The sequence below is a fragment of the Endozoicomonas sp. ALD068 genome, from assembly GCF_049310145.1.
Classification (GTDB): domain Bacteria; phylum Pseudomonadota; class Gammaproteobacteria; order Pseudomonadales; family Endozoicomonadaceae; genus Endozoicomonas_A.
Map to the genome: position 1 here is coordinate 5,092,689 of NZ_JBLYNU010000004.1, position 24,824 is coordinate 5,117,512.

Genomic DNA, 24,824 nt, shown 5'->3' on the forward strand with positions numbered 1-24,824 from the left:
TAGAAAACCGTTTTAAATAGCTCTATGCCCAATAAAAGGAACACTGCTCTGTTTGATAAACAGAGGCAAAGAGTTAATTTTCAGGGAGAAACATTACGTGAATTCTAAAGAAGAGACTGGCAGAAGACAACGACCAGATAGTCTTGAAAATGACGGTTCCTGACCCGTTCGATTGTTGTCAATGATAGAATCAGAATCCTGTCGTTCATTCTCTTAACTCGCTCAGAAGCATCAGCTACAGGCTTTCTGAATGCAATGGTTTATTTCCTGAATTTTATGACAACAGTGCCGGCAATTTTGTCATGCCATCCTTGCCTTTTTTTATCCACTACGATCCAGAAAAAACCCAAAAACAGGGGTAAAATTGAGATAAAGTAAGCCAGGTAGCGAATGATAGACTGAGACAGGCTTGGAGCAAGGCCGGTCTTTTCATCAACGACTTTCATGGTAATAAGCATTTTGCCCGGTGTAGCGCTCTTGTAATGCCAGAACAAGACAACCGCCATCGCCGGAAATAACCAGTTGATCATGATATCGACCGGATCCAGGAGCTGCTTTGAATCTTTCATTGTCATCTGGTTACCGTCAATCATCATGGCAAGCGGTAGAGTAATGATGATCAGAACCAGTGTATCGATCAACGTTGCCCAGAATCGGTCGAGAAATCCAGCATATTCAAAGTTGTCTGATCTTTGAGGATTTAAATCGAGCTCAGACATTATCAGTCTCCTGGTTTACAGTCATCTGTCATTAGCGGTAGAGTCGGCAAACCCAGACAAATTCTTAGTCTGCCGGAAGGACTGCGGAACCTTCCGAATGCTATCTCAACCCTGTGAAAGCAGATCTTTAATGGATGACTCCAGTTCCTGAGGCTTGGTTGTGGGTGCATATCGCGCAACCACTTCACCCTGACGATTCAAAAGAAACTTGGTGAAGTTCCACTTAATATTTTTAGTCCCCATCAAACCGGGCGCTACTTGCTTCAGATCCTTGTAGAGATTAGCAGCACCGTCGCCATTCACTTCTACTTTTTCAAAGACAGGAAATGTGACGCCATAATTTTTTTCACAAAAAGCACCGATTTCACTACTGTCACCGGGCTCCTGTTTGCCAAACTGGTTACAGGGAAAACCCAACACCACCAGCCCCTGCCCTTGATACTTCTTGTGCAGTTCTTCCAATCCTTTGAACTGAGGAGTAAAACCACACTGACTTGCAGTATTAACAATCAACACTACCTTGCCTTTATATTCAGCCATAGACTGAATATCTCCGTTTAACAGTGGCATTTCGTATCTCAGAACATCCATTAAGTCTATCCTTATCTGGTTTAAGAAGGTTATACCTCATTTTTTCCAAATTGGATGAAAAAAATAAAATTAGCAGAGCTTTAGTATCAGATAGAGTCACGGAACGGGAATAAAAAAAGGCGGCTTGGGACGAGCCGCCAAAACGATGAGGATATGCGAGTCACTGGTAGCTGTTTACCAGTTAATCAGGTCAAAAAGTCTAGTTTCGATAGGCGACTCCTTTCTTCTTGTCAATGAGAATGATTCTCATTCTATACCTAACCTGCCCTTTTGCAAGTTAATTTTTGTTTTTTTGAAAAATACAAGGCGCCCACGGTCACGATTATTCTGCCAGCCCTTCGTTGATCGCCTGCTCCAGTGCATCCATGGCTTCCTGAGCATCCGGACCAGAGGCTTTGACTTCTATGGTGGTGCCTCTGGTAATCCCGAGACTCAATAGTTTCATCAGGCTTTTGCCGTTAATAAATGCGCCACTTTTATCAGGGTTTCTAACGTCTATCCGGCACTCAAAAGGCTTGATAGTGGATACAAAGACCTTACCAGGACGGGCATGCATTCCATTCGGATTAAAAATAGTGAACGCCCGGCTAAGCACTTCCTTTTCCGGTGCAGGCCAGACACTCCCTCTTGACGCCGTAGCTTTCAATGCAAATGGAGAGTTAGAATCAACACGTCTACGAACCCGTTCTTCAGAAATCAGCTCAGGCACTCTGGGCGGAGAATTAATAGCATCAATAACGTCCTGGGGGTTTTCTGTTTTTGCCAGAGTGCTGCATAGCTCGTCGTTACCGAGCATTCGTGTCAGCCCTCTCAAAATCTGCAGATGTTCATTGGAGCAGGCTGCTATGCCAACAGCCATGAAGACCTTTTCACCGTCACCCCAGTCAACGCCGCGAGGAAACTGGAGAATGACCACGCCGGTTTTGATGACAGCATCACGAGTGTTCGGCGTACCATGGGGGACAGCAATACCATTTCCAAGGAACGTGGAGGAAATGGCTTCACGCATTTTTAAACCAACCGTGTAAGCTTCAGTGGTATATCCGGCCTCAACCATTTTCTGGCCGACTAGCTCTATTACCTCCAGCTTATTTTCAGCAGACTGATTCAGGAAAATATTGGATAAGTTCAGTGTTAACATATGAGCCAGATCGTTACGGCAGAGTCTGGAATATTAGCTGAACTCCGTCACCAGCGACGACCAGGCTTCAGACATTAGCGTATCTTAGTGACAATCTTTTTGTCCGGTGAAGAAATCCTGTAATTCCAAAACCAGACGACAACCAGTGCCGGAAAAAACCATTTGATCATGATATCTCCCGGCACTGATGCTGCCCTGAATTTTCAATCATCAGCTGATTGCCACCAGCCATCATGGTAAGCAGGAGCAAAGTAACAATCATCAGAAACGAGGTTTTGAATCCAGCTCACAAAACGGGAGCTTCCCCATTTATTTGCCATGCTATCAATCAGAAATCGTCACAAGCCCGATTCATTCAAGCTGTTTCACTTTTTCTTCGGCATCAACTCAAGATCTATCACCTTAAAGTGACCTGAGCGCCCCTTTGACTGAGAATCACGAGAGGGAACAAAACTGACGCCTTTGGGATTACGCTTGTTCATCCTGAAGTGATCGACCCCGTAACTGGGAAAGCGGATCGCTTTTGATTCTAATCTCAGATCCTCCACCACATCCCCGTTAGGCAAAGCAAGTGTGCCAGCAATGACGGCATTGTAGACAACACCTACCCCATAACGATTGTCGGAGGTCAAATTGAGTTCGACGTCGGGGCTGCCATTCTCCAAAAAATTGGCGTTCAGTGTGGGGAGGGTAAAATCCAGTCTATTATCTTCTGAGAGTCCAAAGAATACGGAATCTTGAATGTATCGGTCAACCAGCCAACTGAACAACATCCAGTTCATGACAGCAAGCCCATACTGCTCTTGGAGGTGAGGATCCTGGAGATAGGGGCCAGCATTTGATATCTCCAGCTTGTACTTGTAAGAGATTACCTCGTCAGCTGCCTTCTCATCTGCCTTATAATCACCCTTGTCGGTTACGAGCAACCCCTGTGTTTCGAGCGGCACGTAGAAAAGCTGTCCTGTTGCCAGTTGCTCTAGTTTGAGAATACCCCAAAAGCTTTCTCCTTCCAGCTGATCAATGTCGAAGCCCGCCCCGGGTTTTTTCAACAGCGACTCATCTACGCAAAAGCGTTCAAGTTCACCATCATGATCGCCTCGCAGCAGCATGCTGGCCAAATTATAGAATTGGCTGTGGCTGTCAGTGCTAGACCTCTTGTGAAACGGTGTGACAATTTTGAGTGCACCAGGTAAATACGTATCACTTTGACAATACTCCTCGCCGCAAATACCTTTCGCATCCCCACAAGAAAACTGGTAACTCGACTCTGTCGTATCCTTCGAAGCCGGAGGAGCCTTGTCCTCAGGAGGAATCTCGTGATCAAGAGGAGCCGCTAAAGGAGAGGCCAGGGCGGCAGGAACAGAAAAGGCCAGAGCCAAGCTCAGGCAGGAGACTCTTAACAGATTCATGACTAGAATCCTCACAGTTAATTACATACTCTTGAGGTCAATGCCACTGGCTGAGACTAGTCGATCTCTGCCTGAATGCAAATTAGTCACACGAGAAATTCAAAGAAAGGAATGTGAAACCATAATTTTTTTATAAATGATAAGCACCGATTTCACTTGGCTTCAGACATTGGCGTACTTCTCAGCATGACCCAGCCAGCGCAGGATCAATGGCTCTGCGTTTTGTGGTGCCTCTTTCAAGACACTCTGGGCTGCATCCCTGACCTGATCCAGCAAAATGGCATCCCGTTCAAGATCGGCTACCTTGAACTGGGCAAGCCCGGTCTGTCGGGTACCGAGCACTTCACCCGGTCCACGTAATTCCAGGTCTTTTTCAGCAATGACAAAACCATCGCTGGAGTCGCGCATGACTTGCAAACGCTCTCTACTTTGCTGCGAAAGCGGGGCGTGATACATCAGAAGACAGTGGCTTGCTATGCTGCCCCGACCGACACGACCTCTTAGCTGATGCAATTGAGCCAGACCCAGACGCTCCGGGTTTTCAATAATCATCAGGCTGGCATTGGGTACATCTACTCCTACTTCGATAACTGTAGTGGCCACCAACAGATGCATGTGTCCGGATTTGAAAGCATCCATCACTTCAAGCTTTTCAGCCGCTTTCATTCGACCATGAACCAGTCCTATAGAAAGCTCAGGCAATGCCTCACGTAACTGTTCAGCCGTCACCTCAGCTGCCTGGCACTGCAAGGCTTCTGATTCTTCAATCAAGGTACAGACCCAATAAGCCTGACGTCCCTCCAGACAGGCTGAGCGCAGTCGCTCTATCACCTGATCACGTCGGTCATCGCCAATCACGACCGTATTAACCGGTGTTCTGCCCGGAGGTAATTCATCGATAACGGAACAATCCAGATCAGCGTAGGCACTCATAGCCAGCGTTCGGGGAATAGGCGTTGCGGTCATAATCAGCTGATGAGGTTGCCCACCGTTCAACTCACCCTTTTTTCGCAGCGCCATTCTCTGATGCACACCAAAACGATGTTGCTCATCAATAATAGCCAGACCCAGCTTCTTGAATTGCACGTCTTCCTGAAAAAGGGCATGAGTGCCCACAACCACAGCCGCATCGCCCCGGGCAATCTCTTCCAGAACCTGCTGACGCTTCTTCCCTTTGGTTTTTCCTGACAAATAGGCGACAGAAACCCCCAGAGGCTTCAGCCACTCTTTAAAGTTTTTTTCGTGCTGCTCAGCGAGTATTTCCGTGGGAGCCATAACAGCAGCCTGATAATCGTTCTCGACCGCCTGAACTGCCGCCAGGGCAGCCACCACCGTTTTACCTGAACCCACGTCGCCCTGAACCAGTCTCAACATGGGATCAGGCTTCATCATATCCTCACTGATTTCCGCCAGTACTTTTTCCTGAGCTCCCGTCAGGGAAAATGGTAGCTGCTCACGAAAATCACGGGTTAGCGTCTGCCTGGGTGATATTGCATAACTTTTTACTGTTCGGATCAGGCTACGCAGCTTCTGCATACTCAGGTTGTGAGCCAGAAGTTCTTCAAAAGCCAGTCGTATTTGCGCCGGATGGCGACCTTCAGAAAGCAGTTCAAGAGAAACATCGGGGGGAGGCGAGTGCAGGAACTCCACCGCATCCACCAGCGCGCCAAGCTGGTACTGCCATCTGACATTTTCAGGCAGCCACTCCTGAAGCGCATCAGGATGATCGAGTTTTTCCAGCGCCTGTACACAAAGGCTCCGAATTCTCTGCTGGTTAAGCCCTTCAGTCGCCGGATAGACAGGCGTCAGGGTTTCCTCAACATCCAGATCATTATCCGGTTTGATGACCCAGTATTCAGGGTGATAAATCTCAAGACCGCTGGCTCCTCTTCGGGGCTGACCAAAACAACGAACCTCAGTACCCGGTTTGAGGCTATTCTTCTGTGCGCTTGAGAAATGATAGAACCGCAATCCCACAGAACCGGTGCCATCACTGATGCGGCAAAGCAGACTCTGGCGTTTCCCCATCAAAACATCAGACGCTACAACAGAGCCCTGAATGACATAATCCCCTTCCGGATGAATAGCGGCAATAGGTGTAATGCGGGTACGATCCTCGTATCTCAGGGGCAGGTGAAAAAGCAGATCCTGCAGGTTGTGAATATGGATTTTTGCCAACTTGTCGGCAAGTGCAGCCCCAACACCTTTCAGCGCTGTCACAGGAATCTCATGCAGGGGCTTCACCATATCACCTCAATAAACTGCTATTACTTTTTATTCATTTCGCTTCCGTTACAGAGCATAGCCTGAGAGCACTGGACAATGCATCTATTGCCTTGGGTCTCGGAAAACTGGCACGCCAGGCCAAAGCGACCGTCCGACTGGGTGATGGCGAGCGAAAAGGCTTTGACGACAATACATCGGGCGCATAGTGGCTGCCGACCAGGGCCGATTCAGGCAGCACACTAATGCCCATTCCGGAAGCCACCATATGGCGGATGGTTTCCAGAGAAGAGGCCTCGATGCCGCTTCCATCATCACCGGCATCGTTTTTCTGAGCCAGTAGCGGACAGGCCTCCATAACCTGATCCCGGAAACAGTGGCCTTCACCAAGGAGCAGTAACTCTTCGTTCACCAGCTCTGCGGGATCTATATCCTGCTTCGACAGCCAGGGATGCCCGGCTGGCAATAAAACCCTGAAAGGATCGTCATATAAAGGCAGGGTCAATACATCAGGCTCAGTAAACGGCAATGCGATGATAATAGCGTCCAGCTCGCCCATTCTCAGTTTTTTTCGCAACACCGCAGTAAAGTTTTCTTCTATATACAGAGGCATTTTAGGCGCCACCTGTGCCAACTGAGGCACAAGGTGTGGAAACAGATAAGGCCCGATGGTGTATATAGCCCCCACTCTCAGGGGAGTGCTCAACTGATCGCGCCCGGCTGTGGCAATCTGTTTGATGCCCGACACTTCTTCCAGAACTTTCCGGGCCTGACTGATCACCTTTTCCCCCATCGGGGTCACCCGTACCGAATTTCGCGATCGTTCGAAAAGTGCCAGCCCGAGCTCATCTTCCAGCTTTTTCACTCCCACACTGAGCGTAGGCTGGCTGACATGGCATTTGGCAGCAGCACGACCAAAGTGCTGCTCCTGAGCAAGAGTCACAATATAGCGCAATTCTGTGAGAGTCATAATGATAGGCGCCTGCCAGGAAAATACCAGAACACTGTAAATTTAAACAGTTTTTTTTTCAAACTATTCCTTTGGCTTTCTGTCAAAAGCAGAGGGTGTATTACCAGAGCCGCAGAGAGAAACGTCCAATTTAAGTAAGGTTACTTGCATTTCCCTGAAGATAAAGGACACTCACGGGTGTCCTTTTTTTAAAAAATGACGGGGCCGCTATGAATAAAAATGTATTGATCGCCGGTTGTGGTGATGTCGGTTGCGAGTTGGCACAGCAGCTTCTGGACACAGGTAATTACTTCGTCTGGGGATTACGCCGGAGCATCGACCGTTTACCCGGACGCGTTCATCCTGTAAAGGGCGACCTCTCGAATCCGGAGCAGCTGGGCGAATGGCCCAACAAAATTGACTATGTCGTCTATGCGGCCGCTGCCGATGGACCCGGTCAAGACAATTATCATAAAGCCTATTTAAGAGGTCTTTCCAACGTTCTTTCCCGCCTTCAGGCAGACGGCCATCGGCCAGAACGAGTGCTCTTTACCTCCAGTACCAGCTGTTACCACCAGAATGATGGTCAGTGGGTGGATGAAACCTCACCCACGAATCCTGGTCGTTATTCCGGGAAGATCATGCTGGAAGCAGAAGCCATTTTGATCAATAGTCCATTTCCTGCAACAGCCGTTCGCTTTGGCGGTATTTATGGTCCCGGAAGACATCGCATGATCAACCGGGTAAGAGCCGGTGAAGGTTGCAAAGCAGAGCCTGTCATCTACGGCAACCGTATACACCGTGATGACTGCGCCGGTATTCTGGCTCACCTGATTCAACGCGATGAACAGAAGCTTCCCGTTGACTCCCTTTATCTGGGAGTTGACCATGAACCTGCGCCATTATATGAAGTACTGCACTGGCTTGCGGATCAACTCGATATAGTGCTGGATGACAACCATCCTGCTCCCCAGCCCCAGAGAGGCAGCAAACGTTGCAGCAATCAAAGAATTGTTGATGCAGGTTACACTTTCAGGTACCCAAACTATAAAGCTGGCTACTCAGAGCTTTTAAGCTCAATGTCTTCTGAGTAATTCTTGTTAAAGGAATATGAAAAAATCGCTTATCGGATAGAGCGCTGCGCTCAAAGGACAGACTTGGAACAAGAAGAAATATAACAACCATGCAGCCAGGAAAATGGGTTTATCTGACAAACATCCTTCCGCCTGTGGCTGAGATATTTTTAACTGCGAGCGAAAAAAGCCTGCACAGAAAAAAATACCTCAATACTCGATGGAGAGATTCCCTGAGTATAATCCCCCCGGATAGCTATTAAAAAATCACCTCAACTCCAGAATGGCATCAATCTCGACCGGAACACCTTTGGGTAACTCTTTGACGCCAATAGCAGCACGGGCAGGGTAGGGCTGAGTGAAATACTCGGCCATAACCTCATTGACCGCATTAAAATTGCTGAGGTCGGTCAGGAAAATGCCCACTTTTGCCGCATCCTGAAGTTCTCCGCCAGCAGCTTCGGCAATGGCTTTCAGATTTTCAAAGCAGCGTCGGGTCTGCGCCTTGAAGTCTCCCTGCTCCAGTTCCATGGTCTCCGGAATCAGAGGAATCTGGCCGGAAACATAAACGGTCGTTCCCGCCTTAACCGCCTGAGAATAGGTCCCAATGGCCTGAGGCGCATTCTCAGTGTTTATGGTCTGTCTGTTACTCATTATGCGCTCGCTTCTAAACAGAAAAGAGCCAAATAGTAAGGGACAACACGTATTTTTCAAGTCCCTCTGAAGTTTTCGCCCATAAAAGGCTCCTAGGCTTCTCTGCGACGGTTAATGGAGTGAACGCCCTTGATCACACGAAGGCGTTTAATGATTCGGGCCAGATGGAGACGATCCCTTACCTTGATCACCAGCTGAACCATGCAGAAGCTGGCATCACGCTCTTCCATGCTGATTTTTTCGATGTTGCCCTCCACTGCAGTGACACTGGTTGCCAAAGAAGCAATCATGCCTCGGTGGTGCTCCAGCTCTACCAACAACTCGACTGTGAATTCGCCGGAAACATCTTTGTCCCAATCCACCTCCAGTACTTTTTCAGGGCTATGACGAATATCAGCAATGTTTTTACAGCTTTCGGTATGAATCACGATGCCACGGCCTGAGCTGACGTGCCCGACAACCGGGTCACCCGGAATCGGGTAGCAGCACTTGGCAAAGCTGATCACCATGCCTTCCGTGCCCCGGATCGACAGTGGTTTCTCTGAGTCAGAAGTATCGATCTGGTTTTTTTCTGCTTCCACACTGCCAGGCTCCATCAGCATACGTGCAACGACGTATGCCATGCGGTTGCCTAAGCCTATATCTTCCAGAAGGTCATCCACAGTATCGAATTTCAGCGCTTCAATCTGACCTTTCAGAACCTGGTCGTCCATATCATCAAGATGACTCTCGAAGCTGACCAGAGCCTTGTTCAACAGTCGACGACCAAGGGCAATGGATTCATTGCGCCGCTGATTCTTGAGGAAGTGACGTATATTGGATCGGGCTTTTCCGGTCACAACAAAATTCAACCAGGCGACATTAGGTCTAGCACCGGGCGCTGTGACCACTTCTACCGTCTGCCCACTCTGCAATGGTTGACTCAGGGAAGCCAGACGACGGTCAATGCGACAGGCTACACAAGTGTTACCCACATCAGTATGCACGGTGTAGGCAAAATCAACGGGAGTGGCACCCTTGGGTAATTCAAGAATATGCCCCTTGGGTGTAAAGACGTAAACTTCGTCCGGGAACAGGTCGATCTTAACGTTCTCAATAAACTCCAGTGAATCACCGGCATTCTTTTGCAGTTCCAGAACACCTTTAAGCCACTGACGTGTTCGGGCATGACTGCCGGACAGCGCTTCATCTCCGGATTTATAGAGCCAATGAGCAGCAATGCCATTATTGGCCATATCCTCCATTTCCTGGGTACGGATCTGGATCTCAATGGGAACGCCATGCATACCAAAAAGACTGGTATGAAGTGACTGATAGCCGTTGGCCTTAGGGATAGCAATGTAGTCTTTGAAACGCCCCGGAATAGGCTTGTAAAGATTATGAACCATGCCTAACGCACGGTAACAGGAGTCGGCACTTTCAACTATGATACGGAATGCGAACATGTCCATGATTTCGGCAAAGGACTTGCTCTGGTTACGCATCTTTCGATAGATACTGTAAAGGTGCTTTTCCCGTCCTACCACCCGGCCCATCAGGCCGACTTCTTCAAGGCGGGCAGCAATGGCTCTCTGAACCTGACCGACAAGATCCTTGCGATTACCCCGAGCCTCTTTTACTGCCTGACGTATCATTCGGGATCTCATGGGATACATGGCCTGAAAGCCGAGATCTTCAAGTTCAATCCGCAGATTGTGCATACCCAACCGGTTGGCAATCGGCACGTAAATGTCGAGGGTTTCTCTGGCAATCCGACGACGCTTGTCGGGTCTGAGAACACCCAGAGTACGCATATTGTGAAGTCGGTCTGACAGCTTGACCAGAATGACCCGGATGTCCCGTGCCATGGCCAGAGCCATTTTCTGGAAGTTTTCGGCCTGGGCCAGAGTCTTGTTTTCAAACTGCATGTGCGTCAGTTTGCTGACTCCGTCAACCAGATCGGCTACCACTTCACCGAACTGTTCGTGAATGGCAGATTTTTCAATTCCGGTATCTTCGATAACATCATGCAGCATGGCGGCCATCAGACTATGATGGTCCATGTGCATGTCTGCAAGAATCGCAGCTACTTCGAGGGGGTGGGTAATATAAGGCTCACCACTACGCCGGGTCTGACCGTCGTGCGCCTGTTCAGCGTAATAGTAAGCCCTACGAACAAGATTCACCTGTTCGGGATTCAGGTAGGACTTCAAGCGGCCGGCAAACTCTTCAATAGTCAGCAAAGCCCGCTCCTCCTGTGCAGCCATCCAGCCATCCAGAACATCTCCGGGAGAGATCTGGAGGTATTAACCCTCAACGCCAGCCAGAAACATGGCTGCTTCGTCTTCGTCTACCACTTTTTCTTCAACAGACAAAGGGGTTACCAGACCTTCTGCAATTTCGCGTAGCGCCATAACGGTGGGCTTGTCGTTTTCCCACTCCAATTTGGGGTCCTTACCACCAATCGCCAGCTGACGGGCACGCTTGGAAGCGACCATAACCAGCTCAAAGCGATTATCAACATTGTCCAGACAGTCTTCTACGGTTACTCGAGCCACTGCTCACCTCTCAAATTTGATCACTGTGGAAATGCCCTTTCCTATTCGCCCGACCGGGGTTAATGTTCTGCCTCTTTTCGGTCAGACTCCCTGGAAAGAGCACTTTTGTTCCATGGCTGAAACAGCCTGTTTTCCGACCTTACAGTTTACTTTACGACCCGAGTCCAAACAAGCCCGTGACGGGTCAGCAGCCATACTACGGAAGGTCAGTTCATCAGTCATTGGTTATTTATCGGCAACTGATTTGATTGCGTCAGATCAATAGGTCTTTCCGAAGCACATCCTTATAATGACACATCCGCTCTTTTTACTGGACAGCCACGAGACTATGACAAAGGCTAAAGAAGTAGAGATTTTCTACCTTTCGGACTTCCCTTAGAGGTAGTTATGCAGTTATTTATATAGTATCGCCGTCACCTGACATTATTATTTTGCCACCGACAAATCAGAACAAAACTTATGACAATCACGGTTAATCAGCTGACGACTCCGGAAAAGCTGGCAGCATTGCAATCAGTAATGAAAAGCCAGAACATTCACGCGTGGATTATTCCAAGCTCCGATCCACACCAGAGCGAATACGTGGCCGATCGCTGGAATGGTCGTGCCTGGCTGTCCGGGTTTGATGGCTCAGCAGGTACCCTTGTGGTACTTCAGGAGCGGGCGGCCTTATGGACCGATGGCCGTTATTTCCTTCAGGCTGAAGAACAACTGGCGGGCAGCGGCATTGAACTGATGAAACAGGGGCAGACTGATGTGCCGCCAATCAACAGATGGATAGCAGATAACCTTGAAGAAGGTCAGGTCGTTGGCTTTGATGGCAAGGTTGTCAGCCTCAGGTTCGTCAGAAATCTCAAAGGGTCGTTTGATAGCAAAAGCCTCTCCCTTAAAACCGATCTTGACCTGCTGAGTGATATCTGGAAAGACCGCCCAGCCATGCCTGCTGAGTCCGTTTTCCTCCACAGCAATGAGATGGCAGGAAAAACTCGTGAAGAAAAGCTGGCTGAAGTACGGAAAGAAATGACAGCAGCCGGAGCCGATCATGTTCTGCTCACAGCCCTGGACGACATCGCCTGGCTGTTCAACCTGCGTGGTTCTGACGTTGAATGCAACCCGGTTTTTCTTGCTTATGCTCATATTACCAAAAACTCGGCACAGCTCTTTATTGACGAGAGTCGTATAGATAAAAACGCTCTGGGAGCACTGAAAGCCTCATCTGTAGAGTTGAGAGCTTATTCAGCGATTGCAGACAGTCTGTTGTCACTCGACAATGTTGCACTGTTGATTGATCCCGCGACTACCTCTCAGTCGCTGTTTGAGGCTATTGCAGACAGCGTCGATGTTATTGAGACCACCAGCCCGGCCAGAAACCTCAAAGCGATTAAGAATCCCTTTGAAATCAAACGCATGAATGACTGCCATCGTCGTGATGGTATCGCCATGGTGCGCTTTATGCGCTGGCTTGAAGGCCAGATTTCCACGGGAACCCTGACCGAAGTTACCCTGGATGAAAACCTTCAGGCATTTCGGGCAATGGCTCCTGAATTTAAGGGACCAAGCTTTTCGACCATTGCCGGATATGGGCCTAATGGTGCGGTCATTCACTATCGGGCTGAAAAAGACACCTGCCTTACAGTTCAGCCAAAGGGGCTTCTGCTGGTTGATTCGGGAGGCCAATACCCGGATGGCACCACAGACATTACCCGCACCTTTGCCTGCGGTGAAATGACCGAAGAGGAGAAGAAAGACTACACTCTGGTGCTCAGGTGTCATATTAACCTGGCACGGGCTCGTTTCCTGCGAGGTACCCGTGGCATCCAGCTGGACATGCTGGCAAGGCAACCGGCATGGGCTGAAGGTCAGAATTACAATCACGGTACCGGTCATGGTGTAGGATATTTCCTGAATGTTCATGAAGGCCCGCACAGTGTCAGCCAATACTTCCTGGATGTGGCTCTGAAGCCGGGTATGCTGATTACCAATGAGCCAGGTATGTATCGTAATGGCAAGCACGGTATCCGGATCGAAAATATCATGCTGGTTGAAGAAGATATCAAAACCGAATTCGGCGATTTCTACAAACTGACAGACCTGACTCTGGCACCGATTGATACCCGTCCACTGTTGCTCGATAAGCTCAACAGTGGGGAGATTGAGTGGCTGAACAACTATCACGCCAGAGTGAGGCGTGAACTGTCTCCACTTTTGGAAGGGGAAGATCTGAAGTGGCTGACCAACGCCACGGAATCAGTCTGACCAGAGGCAACTATAGAATAAAACGGCAGCCCGATGGCTGTCGTTTTGCTCCTTATGTTCAGTTCAACAAACCTTCAATCAGGCCGGACTTGTAGTGCTGCATCCAGCCAATAGACAAGCGACGGCTCCTGATGATCGTTTGCAGGTCACGCAAAGCCAGATCAAACTCATCATTGATAACCAGGTAATCAAACTCTGCATAGTGAGACATCTCATTCACAGCCTGATTCATACGACGTTCAATCACCTCTAAGTCATCGGTGCCTCGACCGATCAAACGCTCACGAAGCGCTTCCTTGGAAGGAGGCAGAATAAAGATGCTGACGGCTTCTGGCATCAGCTTGCGCACCTGCTCGGCACCCTGCCAGTCAATTTCAAGAATAACGTCTTCGCCGGTATCCAGCTGTTCCCGTACCCAGGCTTCAGAGGTGCCATAGTAATTCCCGAAGACTTCTGCGTGTTCCAGGAACCGGTCCTGGTTCATCAGCTCCAGAAAAACGTCCTTGCTGGTGAAGTGATAGTTCATTCCGTCTGTTTCGCCGGGTCGAATCGGACGGGTTGTGTGGGAAACCGATACCTTCACATGGGGAGTCGACTGAACCATAGCCTTGACCAGACTGGTCTTGCCGGCTCCCGAGGGGGCTGCGATGATATAGAGTTTACCTTTGTTTACCATGATATCTCCAAACGACAGCAGTAAGACTGCCGGGGATTTAAATGAAACACTTCCGATGCACACTAAGTCTTTTGAACATTGCGGAGAATGATTAGAATGCAGTTTAACAGAAGCTAATAAGTCTTCTTTAGTAGAATAAGTTTTTGCAGGGGTTGCAACGAGGCCACCATGAATAATAACAAACAGCCGGTACGCCTGTTGACGCTTGAGACTTCCAGAAACGAGGCAGAGCGTTGGGTTAAACTTTTCCGCAACTCCGGCCTTCCGGCCCGCGTACAACATCTGGAAACTCTGGATGAGCTTGAAGAGGCGCTGAACACTGGCCTTTGGGATTTATTGCTCACGGTTGAAGAAACGCCCATGCTCAATGCCGAGCAGGTTTTGTCCAGCATCAGGAGATTAAAGCTCGATATTCCAGTCATTGTATCTGTTCATGATAATAAACCCGACATGATTAAGCACTGGCTGGAGAAAGGAGCAGGTGATGCCATCCATCACTGTCACGAAGAACACATGTTGCACGCCATTCTCAGAGAAAAAGCGAGTCAGGAACGCCGACAACAATTGCAAAAGCTGCAAAAAGAGCTGAACGACCTTAAGCAGCGTTGTCAACTATTGATGGACAATACTTCACAGGCCATTGCCTATGTTCACGAAGGCATGCACATCGATACCAACCCTTCTTACATCAAACTGTTTGGTTATGAAGACCCGGATGATCTCGCGGGTATGCCTCTGATTGATATGATCGCTTCCCAAGACCAGCCTCTGTTTAAAAATCTGATCAAGCATTTCAAACCGGGCGATGAACAGCCCGCTGTTGAGTGCCAGCTAATAAATGCTGAAGACCAGACGTTTTCGGCAACAGTCCTGTTATCTGATGCAGTGTTTGATGACGAGCCGTGCATTCAGGTCATAGTCAAAGCCAGTGCTCCCGCATCAGCAACAACGACGGTCGTTCATCAGGAAGACGATTCTATTCTGATTCCGCGAAAACACTTTACCTCGGTGCTCAACTCTGAACAGGAGCCGGAAACCCTGGCTTATCTGAGGCTCGATAACTATGACTCGATTCGGGAAAATATAGGCATTGACGGCAGCATAGCGGTTCAGGAAACAATCAGTCGGCTTCTCTGTGAACATGTACCCGAGAGCACGGCCACACACTATGGTGACGAAGTATACCTGATCAATGTCCATGAAAAGAATATTACCGATCTGGAGCCTTTAAGAAAGGCTCTGGAAAATGAACTGATCTCTGCAGGGCAGCAAACTCTCTTCACCACAGCCAGTATTGGCCTGGCTGAGAGTGGTCAGGAATGTGATGGACAAGCCATGCTGGAGCGCGCCCGTCTGGCCTGTCATCTGGCAGCCAGCAGCGGAGGTAATAAGCTCGAATTCTTTTCCCAAAGCGCTATCGATAATCAGAAAGCCTGTAATGGTGATACCGTTGCCATAATTCGTCAGGCTCTTGAAAACGACAGTTTTCGTTTGTTGTTCCAACCTGTGATCAGCGTAGCCGGAGATGGTCCTGGCTATTATGAAGTTCTGTTGCGTCTTCTTGACCAGAAGGGCAGAGAAGTCCCTGCCGGCGAGTTTATCAATGCCGCAGAAGACAGTGACCTGATGCCATTTATTGACCGATGGGTTATCCGTCAGTCCGTGAAGCTGCTGTCCAGAAAGCTCAGAAACGGTGAAGATACTCGACTGATGATTCACATCAGTCAGGCCAGTCTGGATGACGAAGAATTTACTGAGCGTCTGTCTCGCCTACTGCAAGCTGCAGATGTTCCAGGCCATATGATTATCCTGCAAATGGCCGAAAGACTGATTCACCAGCATCTCAATCAGGTTAAGTCTTTCGCGGAACGTTTGCAGCCTGTTGGCTGTCAGTTTGCCATGACCCAGTTCTCGGGCGAGTCACGCTCCATGAGAATCATGGAACACCTGGATCTGGTGTTTGTGAAACTGGATTATCTGTTCACGGAAAAGCTTGATCGTAATGACGATGCTCATCTCAGGAAAGCCACGAAAAATCTCAAGAGCCTCAATAAAGTCATTATCATGCCCGGGGTAGAAAATGCCCAGACACTGACCAGCATCTGGCAGCTGGGTGTTGATTATATGCAGGGTCATTATCTGCAACCGCCTCTTGAATCCATGACCTACGACTTCAGCAGCTAGCAGCCTGTGACTTGAAATTGAACGATTGAAAGAGTTCAAAGCCACCCTGATCAATAGCGCCGTAACCGGCAAAATCAAGGTAGCCTCAGGGCATCAGGCAGCATCCGGCTGGTAGGGGGTAACGTCCAGTTCTTTCTGCTTCAGGTGCCACAGGTCATGGGCATTTTGTATCCGCAGCCAGTGGTCGGCAGAGGGTTTGCCAAACACCTTTTCCAAACGCAATGCCATTTCTGCGGTAATCGCCCCCCCACCGTTGATGATTTTGGACAGGGTTTTACGGCTTACGCGCAGGTGTTCGGCTGCCTGGGTAACGGAGAGTCCAAGCGGCTTCAGCAGATCTTCACCCAGAATTTCACCGGGGTGAGCGGGGTTATATATTGCCATCAGTGGTAATCCTCGTAATTGACTATTTCGACACCGGCCTGAGTCAGTCGGAAGGTAACTCGCCAGTTGCCACTGACGGTGACCGACCAGATACCCTGCCGTTCTCCTTTCAGCGGGTGCAGACGGTAGCCGGGAAAATCCATTTCAGAAATGTGCTCTGCTTCGTCCAGGTTAGTGAGAATACGCTGTAATTTTCTGGCATGTTGCGCCTGTATTCCCGAGGTTTTACCGGTACGATAGAACCGCTCCAACCCCTTATGCAGAAAACTGATTATCATAGCTAAAGTGTAACCTCAAAGGTTCCAGTGTCAATTGAGAGATAATGATGGTCAGCCAAACCAATGAGCAGGCACTTGGGGCTGCCATCGAACAGCAGCCTAACGGCATCTGCCTCAAACACTGGAACAGGGTAGCAAAGGATGCTGCCGCCGTTGCGCCGAGCCAGAGTTTCCAGCTGGGTTATACAGAGGATTTCAACGCCTGGCATACTGTGGATAAGCTGTATACAAAAAGAGGTTTTGGGCATTCCTGCAAGGAGGAGAGGTTCAGGCCAGGGTTTTTGCTGTAATACTCTATCGTCACTAATATGTGTAAATATACAAATAATATACACATTGGTGAATCATGCGCACGAACATAGTAATCGATGATGATTTAATGGCACAGGCATTGAAGGCTACTGGACTGGAAACCAAAAAAGAAGTGGTGGAGCAAGGCTTGAAACTGCTGGTAAGACGCGCTCAGCAACAATCCATCAGAAGCCTGCGGGGCAAAATCCAGTGGGAAGGGGATTTGGATGAAATGAGGCGTCAACGATGATATTGGCGGATACCAGTGTCTGGATTGACTATCTCAATGGCAAGATCACTCCGGCATCGGATTTACTGGATGCCTGTCTTGTTGAGGGTACCCTCGCCATGGGAGACATTGTTTTTCTGGAAATTCTGCAAGGTATCCGGGATGACAAACAGTTCCGAAAAGTAAAAAGCAAGCTGTCGTTATTGGATGAATATACGCTGTTTGGCCCGTCCATGGTCATTAAGTGCGCTAATAACTTTCGGGCATTACGCAACAAAGGGATCACGGTTAGAAAAACCAATGATGTCATCATTGCCACATATTGTATCGAGCAAAAGATACCATTGCTCTACGCCGACAGGGATTTTAACCCCTTTTCCGATCACCTTGGGTTGATATCGGCACTGGCGTGAAAGGAATATGTCGTTTGTGGAGCAGGGTTTAAAAAATAGACTCTGTCAGGCCAGGCTTCTGACTTCAGAGGCTACAGGCAGCCTATAACGACGAGACTTACGCAGAAGCCTCCATCAGCATGGTGACAAACCTGGCGACTTTTAATTCGATAAATTATCAATATCTTCCGGGCGCAGACGGTTCTTGGCTTTGCCTTCACGGTATTCCCGGTCGGTATTAATGAATAGCACATGCTTAGGGTCTGCTGCCCTTTCTTTGCTGGGTTGAGCTTGTACCGCTTTTGGGCTGGTATAAGCAGATTTTTGTTGCAGAGTGCATGTTAACGTTATTGGAGAGATAGCACTCGAAAAAACCGACAACTAAAGCTGATTCGGTTTTTTCGGTTGTTTTACGAGATGGCATTTTTTTGTACTGGCAGGGATTATGGCTCGCTGAATGGGTTGGGCAGCTGGTCAAAACGGCTCAATAGCGTGTGAGTATCCCCATAACAATCATAGGCCATAGCGCAAATACGTCTGGCATGGCCCTCGAAATAGTCGCACCATATAGTCTCACCAGCACAGATGTTTCAAATCTTCCCTATTCGGCCAACAAGCCAACCTGCAAGGGAACAATCAAGAGATACCGTCAATGCTTGAAGTATTAATTTCTGCTACCAATGCCTTTTGCAAGTAATATGAAGGCTGATCTGGATCGGTTACCCAGTCCGGACGGAAAGCGCATTGGCACCCAGCCCATCGCTTCTGGCGATCATGTCATTGCCTGGCAGGTGCATGCGGTTAAGGGCTACCGGAATAGAAAGGAGTACACGGATGTTATTGCAGTAGAAGCCCGCAGCCGCTATGCCATTCTTTTTTCTAACCCGATGTTTTCTGATTTAAACGAGTTTGCTGAGCGATTTACCAAGCGCTGGGCCAGAGAGTCTATCCATATGGCCATAGTAGAGTGGCGCTACCACAGAAGACCAGGCTCAGACCATGTATGACCAGTTTCTGGATAGGGATAAGGTCATCCGGTTTTTCAGAAATACCGACCTAAGCGTCAATGGACATGTTACGGATGCTGAGCAGTGGCTGAGCCAGTCCTATGAACTTTATGGGTTGGAACAACTGAAGGAGAGTGAAGAAACCCTTTTCCTGCTAAAGCAACTACTCTTAACGGGCAGGAGGCATCATTGGCTCTACCAGATAATGTGGTCAGCCTTGATGAGGTACGCAGGCGTAAGAAGGTGTAATAGGCATAAAAAGCATGACTGAATACCAGTATTATGAGTTGGTAGCCGTTGACCGACAGTTGTCCAAAGAGGAGATGGGCTATCTCCGGGGGATTTCCAGCCGGGCACAGATATCGTCTACCCGGTTTTGTAACACTTATATATAACTACGGTGATTTAAAAGCCGACCCGAGGCAGTTGCTGAGCAGATTTTTTGATGCTTATGTTTATGTTTCCAATTTTGGCTACAAGGTTTTTGCCATCAAGACGCCTCGAAATCTTATCGATGAGTCGCTGCTGCTTCGTTATCTGGTGAATGATACCAGCAGTTACACTGGGGTGGCTGGTCACTGGATCATTGAGTTTGCTTATGAAAATGAAGACGGCTACGACGACGATTGGGATGAAGGTGATGGCTGGATGGGCAGCCTGTTGAACATTCGCAATGAGCTGATGCACGGTGACTAACGTTCACTGTATCTGTCCTGGTTATCTCAAATGGACTGGCTGGAGCCAGATTCCCTTTCCCCCGCCATCTCACCCGGCATTGATGATCTTTCTGCCAGCCAGAATGCGTTGTGTGACTTCCTGAAACTCGATGCTCAGCGGGTTGTAGCGTCGGCCCGGGTCAAACCGGATTATGTCAGTGTTCAGCCGGAAGCACTGGTTGATCGGGCTCAGGAGGTGCCCTCCAGCAGTTCGGTCACGGTTGGCCAACTGCTGGCTTCCGCCGAGGAATTGCGGAAAAAGGCCCATGAAAAGGCTATGGAACAGAAGCTGCGGCAACAACAGGAAAAGGCCGCAACTGTGGCCGCCAATGAAGATGCCTGCTGGCGCCGGGTGGAAGAGTTGTTTGAGAAAAGGCGTTCTTCTACGGTGTATTCTGAATTGTCTGCAGAGCTTGGTGATCTTCAACTCATGGCCAAAATGCTCGACAGACAAACAACCTACGATCGGAAGCTGGCAGAGCTAAAACAGCGTTATGCCAAGAAAACCAGCCACTGGCAGGGGTTAAGGTGCCGGTAAACGACCGCTGCTTATTAATCAATTAGATATCACAGACTGCCTTGAGCCCCAGCTATCATTGATTGGTTTTGAAAGGTACGGTTTGCTTTAAAAATGTTCAATCCATTGCCATAGCCTTGCGAAGGGGGGATTACAACTACATCAGTCTGGAATCCGCACTATCGGAATATGGTGCTATTTCCCAGATTCCAGTGGATCGGCTGACCATCATGACTACGGGGCGGAAGGGAGAATATAAAACCCCTTTTGGGGTTCTTGAATTTACCCACACCCGCCGATCAGTCGCCGATATTCTGGACAGCGCCAGAGCCTCGTTATGCACAAATGAACATCGACAAATGGCAAATCTCAGTAATAACTTCTCCAGGCCGTAAAGATACTCCTCGGCAAAAAATCAAGATTGAAGTCGCTAATGTGCCTGCATACACCAAAAAAGCATTGCCACTGAGAGTGAATTATCCGTTTCTACCCGATGGCTATGGCGACACTTTGGTATTCACTAAAACCCTTGACGAAGTGCTTGCAGACAAGCTGATTGCATTGCCTGCGACACAAAAATACATTCGCTACCGTGATATATGGGATCTGCCCTGGCTTCTGCAACAGGGTGCCGAAATGAATGTTGAGCTGGTGAAAAAGAAAGTGAACGATTACCTGCTTGATGACTTTGGTTATTTTGAACAACGACTGGATCAATTGATTCAGAATATCCCTGAAATGGTATCCGATGGTCGTCTGAAAACGGAAATGCAGCGATTTATACCTTCTGACGTCTATGAACGCACACTGGGTAAGGAAAAATTTTCAGGCTATTTGTCAGGGACGTTAAACAAACTGTTTAGCGGATTGAAGGGAGAGCTTTATGGTAAAGATGAGCCTCCCGAGTTCAGAATGTGATGATGGCCGAATGTTCTTTACTGGAGTAATGATAACAAATGAATAACAGTAACCTGCCAGTCAAGCCTTCTATGGATTACGCTCAATTGCTGGAGGCTCTGAACCGAGCCAGCACCTTCGATCTGTTCCGACTGAACGCCATGATCCACCTGGAGCTGGAGTCGTCAGAGCGCATAGGGCGGATCAAGGCAGCGCTGACCATAGGACAGAAGCTGAGCTATTTTGACAGTAATAGCAATTCGCTTCGCGACTGTGAAGTCTTGCAGCTCAGGCAAAAGCGGGCACTGGTACTGGATTTTACCGATGGTAAACGCTGGTCTGTGCCTTACTACATGCTCAATCTTGAAGGAGCCGATGTCCGTGTTAATCATGAAACCCGGCAGGGGCTGAGTCGCCATGCCATTGCTGTTGGAGATCTGCTGGGTTTTAAAGATAAGCAGGGAGAGGAACATTTTGGGCATGTCCTCCGTCTGAATACTAAATCGGTCACCCTGAAGGTGGCAGAAGGGCAGTGGCGGGTCGCTTATTCACTGCTCTACCGGGTTCTGGATGGGCAGGGTGACCAGGAAGGGGAACTTTTGATTGACGGTGAGAGGGCTGATCAGTGCAGTGAGACGGTGCAGGGTTCATTACTTGAATGAATAAAAACTGTCTTCTAATCATTGAACGCCAGAACCTCGCTTAGCTGTTATCCTGACTCAACATTTGCAGGCCTTTGTCACCGAAGCCTAACAGGTAAAGTATGCTATCCAGACCCAATATTGAGACAGACTGTCTGGCGCTCTGTCTGACCAGGGGCTTGGCCCTGAACGCAACACCCAACCCGGCCACTCCCAGCATGGGCAGGTCGTTAGCTCCATCGCCTACGGCAATGGTTTGCTCCAGAGAAATCCCCTCTCTCCGGGCGATCTGTTGGAGCAAGGTCGCCTTGCGCTCGCCATTGACGATTTCACCTTTGACTGCACCAGTCACTTTGCCATCAACTATTTCCAGTTCATTGGCAAAGATATAGTCGACCCCTAATCGCTCCTGAAGGAAGCGAGCAAAGTAAGTAAAACCACCAGACAGAATGGCTGTTTTATAGCCCAGGGCATTCAGGCTCTGAAACAGCTTCTCAGCCCCTTCTGTTATAGGAAGCTTTTCGGCTATGCCTGCCAGAACCGACTCATCCAGACCTTTCAGCATGGCCAGTCTCTCGCGGAAACTCTCATTAAAATCCAGTTCGCCCTGCATGGCCCTTTCAGTGATTTCTGCCACCCTGTCACCCACACCCGCCGCTTCAGCCAGCCGATCAATAACCTCGGCTTCAATCAGGGTAGAGTCCATATCAAACACCGCCAGTCTGCGATTTTGACGATAGATGTCGTCTTCCTGAAAGGCCACATCCATATCCATCTCCGGGGAGATGTGTAAAAAGTCCGCTCTCAATTTATCCAGATCGGGAGAAACACCCCCGACCGAGAACTCCAGACAACGGCCAGACAGTCGGGTAATCTGATCGATATTCAGCCCATGTTCAGCCGTGATATTGGCAACACCGGCGATTTGTTCTGCCGTTATATTTCTGGAAAGCAGGGTCAGGATGTAACGATTGTTGCCCTGACCGGATACCCACTGTTCATAGTCTTCATCAGAAAGGGCCTGATAATTAAACTGAAGTTCAAGCTCATCAAAGTGAAAACGCAGATCTGTCACCACGGGAAAGGTTTCCAAACCTTCTGGCAATCGAAGGATGATCTGCCATGAAAGAGTCCCCACGGTCAGGGTGTCACGGATAATCGACTGGCGAGTATCAAGCATTTCCAGCCCCCCGTTCTGATGAGCACAGGTGGCCATGATGGTCGTTATTGTGGACATCAGACCGGGCTTGTCTTGCCCTGTCACGTTGATCAGCAGAATCTCTCTCACAGTTCACCTGACTTCTTATCGTTTTGAATGAAAAACGGTGGTAACCAGCCTTGTTCTATCGCTCATGGTGGTTAGACAACGCATTGTAACTCATAGAGCTCATTGCCGTCAGGCAGTGAGGAGCCCTGACGCTTTTTATCCTATATTCTGATCTGGTTAAAAGGGGGAATCACGTCATGGACAGCTCAAATAAAACACTTTATGAGTCAGAAAAATCTGGGAATTGGAAAACAAGCTACACTGTCGATTTGTTGCAGTAATCCATCAAAGGCAATGGGTATTTACCTGCTCTGCATCAATATCCCCACTCAACATACGACAATCAGGGTTTGTGTAGCATTGCAGGTCGGAGTGATCAATAGTCGGCACCGTTCAAGCATTAGGTGTTTCCAATTTATTTTCTGCTAAGTGGGGTTTTTCAATGCGAAACAGCTTACGGCAAACATTGTTATTTTTTACTTTGATTGCAGTAGGAACAGTTAAAGGAGATTCTCCCCCAACCCCTTCGCCTGAGCCATTATCTATAGTGCTGGGCGATGGTTCCATTATTGTTGTGGGCGATATAATTTTATCCATCCATGGTTTTACTCCGTTTTTTGATTCCCAAAAAGGCTCAGTACTGCTGATTTCAGACATTAACGAAAAAGATACCATCAGACTTCGGGCAGATGGTGGCCAGTCTCTGGTTGTGACTGATCGTTCAGGTCATCTGATCCACATTGATTTGCAGGCTCTGTTAGAGAAGAAGAAGGCTGCTTTTGTGCCTGTTGATGCTTCAATTCAGACTGAAAAAACAGGACAGTTTTTTTCGGGCATCACTATAAAGGCAAAAACATTGCCAACTGGTTTAAACGGCTTGCCGACGAGTGTTTTTTTACAAAGCAGCGATTATCGAAAGAGCAGTCAGCGAGAACAATATTCAGGCAGCCTGACTCCAGATCAGGCTATTTTTTCTCTTGCAGGTCTTGGCAGCAAGGGAAACTCTCCCTTGTCAACAAGTCATGGACTTCTGGGAATAAACGACGACAAATCAATACTCTCTAACTTTCTGGATTATCCGATAACACCAACTTTTGTAGAAGTGACGGCCTTTATGAATTATGAAAACTACGCAGATACTGAAAACGTTAATGACACTATGATTCTGCTGAGGTTCCTGGTGGAGAAATTGAAAACAATAGAAATGCTTCATTCTCTTCTAATGACAGATTTTTCTGAAGACTTTCTTGATAAAGAAGAATTTAATGAAAGATTCTGGGTGGAAGACCAGCATCAATCGCTGAAGCTGGAAAGTCTTTATCATTATTTGGTATCCAGAAAGCAAAGAGAAATAGACAATGCGTCCCAAACTATTGATGGTGCGACCGGGAGCGCTTCGGCAGCGTTGCCAGGGTCTCAAAACGCAGTGACAGCAATGGGTTGTGCGATTGCCAGATTGATTAGAATACTATTCCCGGAAAATACAGATGAAAGAATCAATTCTATCCTGGAACAATCTCTTGGACCGGCGGTTACAAGGGAAGAAATATTTTCACGGTTTCATCAAGATGATGAATTGCTACTGGCAGGCATACTAACAGCATCATGTCTTGCAATGCGTCATATGCGACATGCCGAAGAAAGAGCAGGCATAGAAGAGTCAGATGAAGATGAAACCTCAAGCTCGAGCTCAAGCTCAAGCGAGAACAGTGATTTTGAAAGATGGTATGAAAAAAAATATGGTGGCAAACCCAATTGACCTGTTTGGTGATACCTATGAGTTTCTGATCTCA

The 24,824-nt window shown here is 48.4% G+C and carries 26 protein-coding genes; 13 read left to right on the forward strand and 13 right to left on the reverse strand.

Annotated elements, in window-relative coordinates:
* Window positions 1–260: 260 nt before the first annotated feature.
* From ACO6V5_RS18645 to ACO6V5_RS18670, 6 genes are all read right to left on the reverse strand, one after another.
* Entirely contained in the window at window positions 261–719 is a 459-nt protein-coding gene (locus ACO6V5_RS18645; protein WP_422136281.1) for an RDD family protein, read from the reverse strand.
* 105 nt (window positions 720–824) lie between these two features.
* The gene (locus tag ACO6V5_RS18650) at window positions 825–1,310 is read right to left on the reverse strand and encodes a glutathione peroxidase (protein WP_422413931.1); all 486 of its coding nucleotides are present in this window, start codon (window positions 1,308–1,310) and stop codon (window positions 825–827) included.
* A gap of 322 nt (window positions 1,311–1,632) precedes the next feature.
* A complete protein-coding gene (locus tag ACO6V5_RS18655) occupies window positions 1,633–2,451 on the reverse strand; it encodes an HPr family phosphocarrier protein (RefSeq protein WP_422442060.1) in 819 nt (272 codons plus the stop codon).
* 365 nt (window positions 2,452–2,816) lie between these two features.
* Window positions 2,817–3,860 (reverse strand): hypothetical protein, encoded by a 1,044-nt coding sequence (locus ACO6V5_RS18660; protein WP_422412419.1) that lies wholly within the window; start codon window positions 3,858–3,860, stop codon window positions 2,817–2,819.
* A gap of 162 nt (window positions 3,861–4,022) precedes the next feature.
* Entirely contained in the window at window positions 4,023–6,107 is a 2,085-nt protein-coding gene (recG, locus tag ACO6V5_RS18665) for an ATP-dependent DNA helicase RecG (RefSeq protein WP_422412417.1), read from the reverse strand.
* A 31-nt stretch (window positions 6,108–6,138) separates the two neighbouring features.
* A complete protein-coding gene (locus ACO6V5_RS18670) occupies window positions 6,139–7,053 on the reverse strand; it encodes a LysR substrate-binding domain-containing protein (RefSeq protein WP_422412415.1) in 915 nt (304 codons plus the stop codon).
* Between the two features lie 209 nt (window positions 7,054–7,262).
* Here ACO6V5_RS18670 and ACO6V5_RS18675 point away from each other — a divergent pair, with 209 nt between their 5' ends.
* Complete coding sequence (locus tag ACO6V5_RS18675) at window positions 7,263–8,126, forward strand: SDR family oxidoreductase (protein ID WP_422412413.1); 864 nt, start codon at window positions 7,263–7,265, stop codon at window positions 8,124–8,126.
* A gap of 246 nt (window positions 8,127–8,372) precedes the next feature.
* Here ACO6V5_RS18675 and ACO6V5_RS18680 read toward each other — a convergent pair whose 3' ends face one another.
* From ACO6V5_RS18680 to rpoZ, 3 genes are all read right to left on the reverse strand, one after another.
* The gene (locus tag ACO6V5_RS18680) at window positions 8,373–8,759 is read right to left on the reverse strand and encodes a RidA family protein (RefSeq protein ID WP_317144337.1); all 387 of its coding nucleotides are present in this window, start codon (window positions 8,757–8,759) and stop codon (window positions 8,373–8,375) included.
* Between the two features lie 92 nt (window positions 8,760–8,851).
* Window positions 8,852–11,005 (reverse strand): bifunctional GTP diphosphokinase/guanosine-3',5'-bis pyrophosphate 3'-pyrophosphohydrolase, encoded by a 2,154-nt coding sequence (gene spoT, locus ACO6V5_RS18685; RefSeq protein ID WP_422136274.1) that lies wholly within the window; start codon window positions 11,003–11,005, stop codon window positions 8,852–8,854.
* 39 nt (window positions 11,006–11,044) lie between these two features.
* Entirely contained in the window at window positions 11,045–11,296 is a 252-nt protein-coding gene (gene rpoZ / locus ACO6V5_RS18690; RefSeq protein ID WP_252177852.1) for a DNA-directed RNA polymerase subunit omega, read from the reverse strand.
* A 459-nt stretch (window positions 11,297–11,755) separates the two neighbouring features.
* Here rpoZ and ACO6V5_RS18695 point away from each other — a divergent pair, with 459 nt between their 5' ends.
* On the forward strand, window positions 11,756–13,552 hold the full coding sequence (locus tag ACO6V5_RS18695; protein WP_422136273.1) for an aminopeptidase P family protein: 1,797 nt from the start codon (window positions 11,756–11,758) through the stop codon (window positions 13,550–13,552).
* A 58-nt stretch (window positions 13,553–13,610) separates the two neighbouring features.
* Here ACO6V5_RS18695 and gmk read toward each other — a convergent pair whose 3' ends face one another.
* Window positions 13,611–14,228, reverse strand: coding sequence for a guanylate kinase (gene gmk / locus ACO6V5_RS18700; protein ID WP_422136272.1), 618 nt, complete (start codon window positions 14,226–14,228; stop codon window positions 13,611–13,613).
* A 168-nt stretch (window positions 14,229–14,396) separates the two neighbouring features.
* Here gmk and ACO6V5_RS18705 point away from each other — a divergent pair, with 168 nt between their 5' ends.
* Window positions 14,397–16,412, forward strand: coding sequence for an EAL domain-containing protein (locus tag ACO6V5_RS18705; RefSeq protein ID WP_422412409.1), 2,016 nt, complete (start codon window positions 14,397–14,399; stop codon window positions 16,410–16,412).
* A gap of 93 nt (window positions 16,413–16,505) precedes the next feature.
* On the opposite strand, the gene ACO6V5_RS18710 is transcribed toward ACO6V5_RS18705, so the two are convergent.
* A complete protein-coding gene (locus ACO6V5_RS18710) occupies window positions 16,506–16,796 on the reverse strand; it encodes a HigA family addiction module antitoxin (protein ID WP_422136270.1) in 291 nt (96 codons plus the stop codon).
* Window positions 16,796–17,074, reverse strand: coding sequence for a type II toxin-antitoxin system RelE/ParE family toxin (locus ACO6V5_RS18715; RefSeq protein WP_422136269.1), 279 nt, complete (start codon window positions 17,072–17,074; stop codon window positions 16,796–16,798). Before ACO6V5_RS18715 ends, ACO6V5_RS18710 begins: the two co-directional genes overlap by 1 nt.
* A 44-nt stretch (window positions 17,075–17,118) precedes the next feature.
* Between ACO6V5_RS18715 and ACO6V5_RS18720 the strand changes: the two genes are divergently transcribed.
* From ACO6V5_RS18720 to ACO6V5_RS18760, 9 genes are all read left to right on the forward strand, one after another.
* Complete coding sequence (locus tag ACO6V5_RS18720) at window positions 17,119–17,364, forward strand: hypothetical protein (RefSeq protein WP_422136268.1); 246 nt, start codon at window positions 17,119–17,121, stop codon at window positions 17,362–17,364.
* Between the two features lie 56 nt (window positions 17,365–17,420).
* Complete coding sequence (locus tag ACO6V5_RS18725; protein WP_422136267.1) at window positions 17,421–17,615, forward strand: type II toxin-antitoxin system VapB family antitoxin; 195 nt, start codon at window positions 17,421–17,423, stop codon at window positions 17,613–17,615.
* The gene (vapC, locus tag ACO6V5_RS18730; protein WP_422136266.1) at window positions 17,612–18,007 is read left to right on the forward strand and encodes a type II toxin-antitoxin system VapC family toxin; all 396 of its coding nucleotides are present in this window, start codon (window positions 17,612–17,614) and stop codon (window positions 18,005–18,007) included. Before ACO6V5_RS18725 ends, vapC begins: the two co-directional genes overlap by 4 nt.
* Window positions 18,008–18,684: 677 nt before the next feature.
* Window positions 18,685–18,993, forward strand: a complete 309-nt coding sequence (locus ACO6V5_RS18735; protein ID WP_422136265.1) for a hypothetical protein — start codon at window positions 18,685–18,687, stop codon at window positions 18,991–18,993.
* Between the two features lie 426 nt (window positions 18,994–19,419).
* Entirely contained in the window at window positions 19,420–19,689 is a 270-nt protein-coding gene (locus tag ACO6V5_RS18740) for a hypothetical protein (protein WP_422412405.1), read from the forward strand.
* 30 nt (window positions 19,690–19,719) lie between these two features.
* Window positions 19,720–20,247, forward strand: a complete 528-nt coding sequence (locus ACO6V5_RS18745; RefSeq protein ID WP_422412403.1) for a hypothetical protein — start codon at window positions 19,720–19,722, stop codon at window positions 20,245–20,247.
* A 68-nt stretch (window positions 20,248–20,315) separates the two neighbouring features.
* Window positions 20,316–20,621, forward strand: a complete 306-nt coding sequence (locus ACO6V5_RS18750) for a hypothetical protein (protein WP_422139500.1) — start codon at window positions 20,316–20,318, stop codon at window positions 20,619–20,621.
* Between the two features lie 40 nt (window positions 20,622–20,661).
* Window positions 20,662–21,144, forward strand: coding sequence for a nucleotidyl transferase AbiEii/AbiGii toxin family protein (locus tag ACO6V5_RS18755; RefSeq protein WP_422136261.1), 483 nt, complete (start codon window positions 20,662–20,664; stop codon window positions 21,142–21,144).
* Window positions 21,145–21,182: 38 nt separating this feature from the next.
* Complete coding sequence (locus ACO6V5_RS18760) at window positions 21,183–21,785, forward strand: hypothetical protein (protein ID WP_422412401.1); 603 nt, start codon at window positions 21,183–21,185, stop codon at window positions 21,783–21,785.
* 40 nt (window positions 21,786–21,825) lie between these two features.
* Here ACO6V5_RS18760 and serB read toward each other — a convergent pair whose 3' ends face one another.
* Window positions 21,826–23,052: a phosphoserine phosphatase SerB gene (gene serB / locus ACO6V5_RS18765; protein ID WP_422442056.1), complete on the reverse strand. Its 1,227-nt coding sequence runs from the start codon at window positions 23,050–23,052 to the stop codon at window positions 21,826–21,828.
* Window positions 23,053–23,473: 421 nt separating this feature from the next.
* Between serB and ACO6V5_RS18770 the strand changes: the two genes are divergently transcribed.
* The gene (locus ACO6V5_RS18770) at window positions 23,474–24,790 is read left to right on the forward strand and encodes a hypothetical protein (RefSeq protein ID WP_422411940.1); all 1,317 of its coding nucleotides are present in this window, start codon (window positions 23,474–23,476) and stop codon (window positions 24,788–24,790) included.
* The last annotated feature ends 34 nt before the right edge of the window (window positions 24,791–24,824 follow it).

Bases quoted from the DNA above. Each gene is read 5' to 3' on its own strand.
- ACO6V5_RS18645 (WP_422136281.1), bottom strand. From the start codon at position 719: ATGTCTGAGCTCGATTTAAATCCTCAAAGATCAGACAACTTTGAATAT.
- ACO6V5_RS18770 (WP_422411940.1), top strand. From the start codon at position 23,474: ATGCGAAACAGCTTACGGCAAACATTGTTATTTTTTACTTTGATTGCA.
- ACO6V5_RS18710 (WP_422136270.1), bottom strand. From the start codon at position 16,796: ATGGCAATATATAACCCCGCTCACCCCGGTGAAATTCTGGGTGAAGAT.
- ACO6V5_RS18760 (WP_422412401.1), top strand. From the start codon at position 21,183: ATGAATAACAGTAACCTGCCAGTCAAGCCTTCTATGGATTACGCTCAA.
- ACO6V5_RS18655 (WP_422442060.1), bottom strand. From the start codon at position 2,451: ATGTTAACACTGAACTTATCCAATATTTTCCTGAATCAGTCTGCTGAA.
- ACO6V5_RS18670 (WP_422412415.1), bottom strand. From the start codon at position 7,053: ATGACTCTCACAGAATTGCGCTATATTGTGACTCTTGCTCAGGAGCAG.
- ACO6V5_RS18675 (WP_422412413.1), top strand. From the start codon at position 7,263: ATGAATAAAAATGTATTGATCGCCGGTTGTGGTGATGTCGGTTGCGAG.
- ACO6V5_RS18660 (WP_422412419.1), bottom strand. From the start codon at position 3,860: ATGAATCTGTTAAGAGTCTCCTGCCTGAGCTTGGCTCTGGCCTTTTCT.
- ACO6V5_RS18705 (WP_422412409.1), top strand. From the start codon at position 14,397: ATGAATAATAACAAACAGCCGGTACGCCTGTTGACGCTTGAGACTTCC.
- ACO6V5_RS18725 (WP_422136267.1), top strand. From the start codon at position 17,421: ATGCGCACGAACATAGTAATCGATGATGATTTAATGGCACAGGCATTG.
- ACO6V5_RS18695 (WP_422136273.1), top strand. From the start codon at position 11,756: ATGACAATCACGGTTAATCAGCTGACGACTCCGGAAAAGCTGGCAGCA.
- ACO6V5_RS18720 (WP_422136268.1), top strand. From the start codon at position 17,119: ATGATGGTCAGCCAAACCAATGAGCAGGCACTTGGGGCTGCCATCGAA.
- vapC (WP_422136266.1), top strand. From the start codon at position 17,612: ATGATATTGGCGGATACCAGTGTCTGGATTGACTATCTCAATGGCAAG.
- ACO6V5_RS18715 (WP_422136269.1), bottom strand. From the start codon at position 17,074: ATGATAATCAGTTTTCTGCATAAGGGGTTGGAGCGGTTCTATCGTACC.
- gmk (WP_422136272.1), bottom strand. From the start codon at position 14,228: ATGGTAAACAAAGGTAAACTCTATATCATCGCAGCCCCCTCGGGAGCC.
- spoT (WP_422136274.1), bottom strand. From the start codon at position 11,005: ATGGCTGCACAGGAGGAGCGGGCTTTGCTGACTATTGAAGAGTTTGCC.
- ACO6V5_RS18650 (WP_422413931.1), bottom strand. From the start codon at position 1,310: ATGGATGTTCTGAGATACGAAATGCCACTGTTAAACGGAGATATTCAG.
- ACO6V5_RS18745 (WP_422412403.1), top strand. From the start codon at position 19,720: ATGGACTGGCTGGAGCCAGATTCCCTTTCCCCCGCCATCTCACCCGGC.
- ACO6V5_RS18735 (WP_422136265.1), top strand. From the start codon at position 18,685: ATGAAGGCTGATCTGGATCGGTTACCCAGTCCGGACGGAAAGCGCATT.
- ACO6V5_RS18680 (WP_317144337.1), bottom strand. From the start codon at position 8,759: ATGAGTAACAGACAGACCATAAACACTGAGAATGCGCCTCAGGCCATT.
- recG (WP_422412417.1), bottom strand. From the start codon at position 6,107: ATGGTGAAGCCCCTGCATGAGATTCCTGTGACAGCGCTGAAAGGTGTT.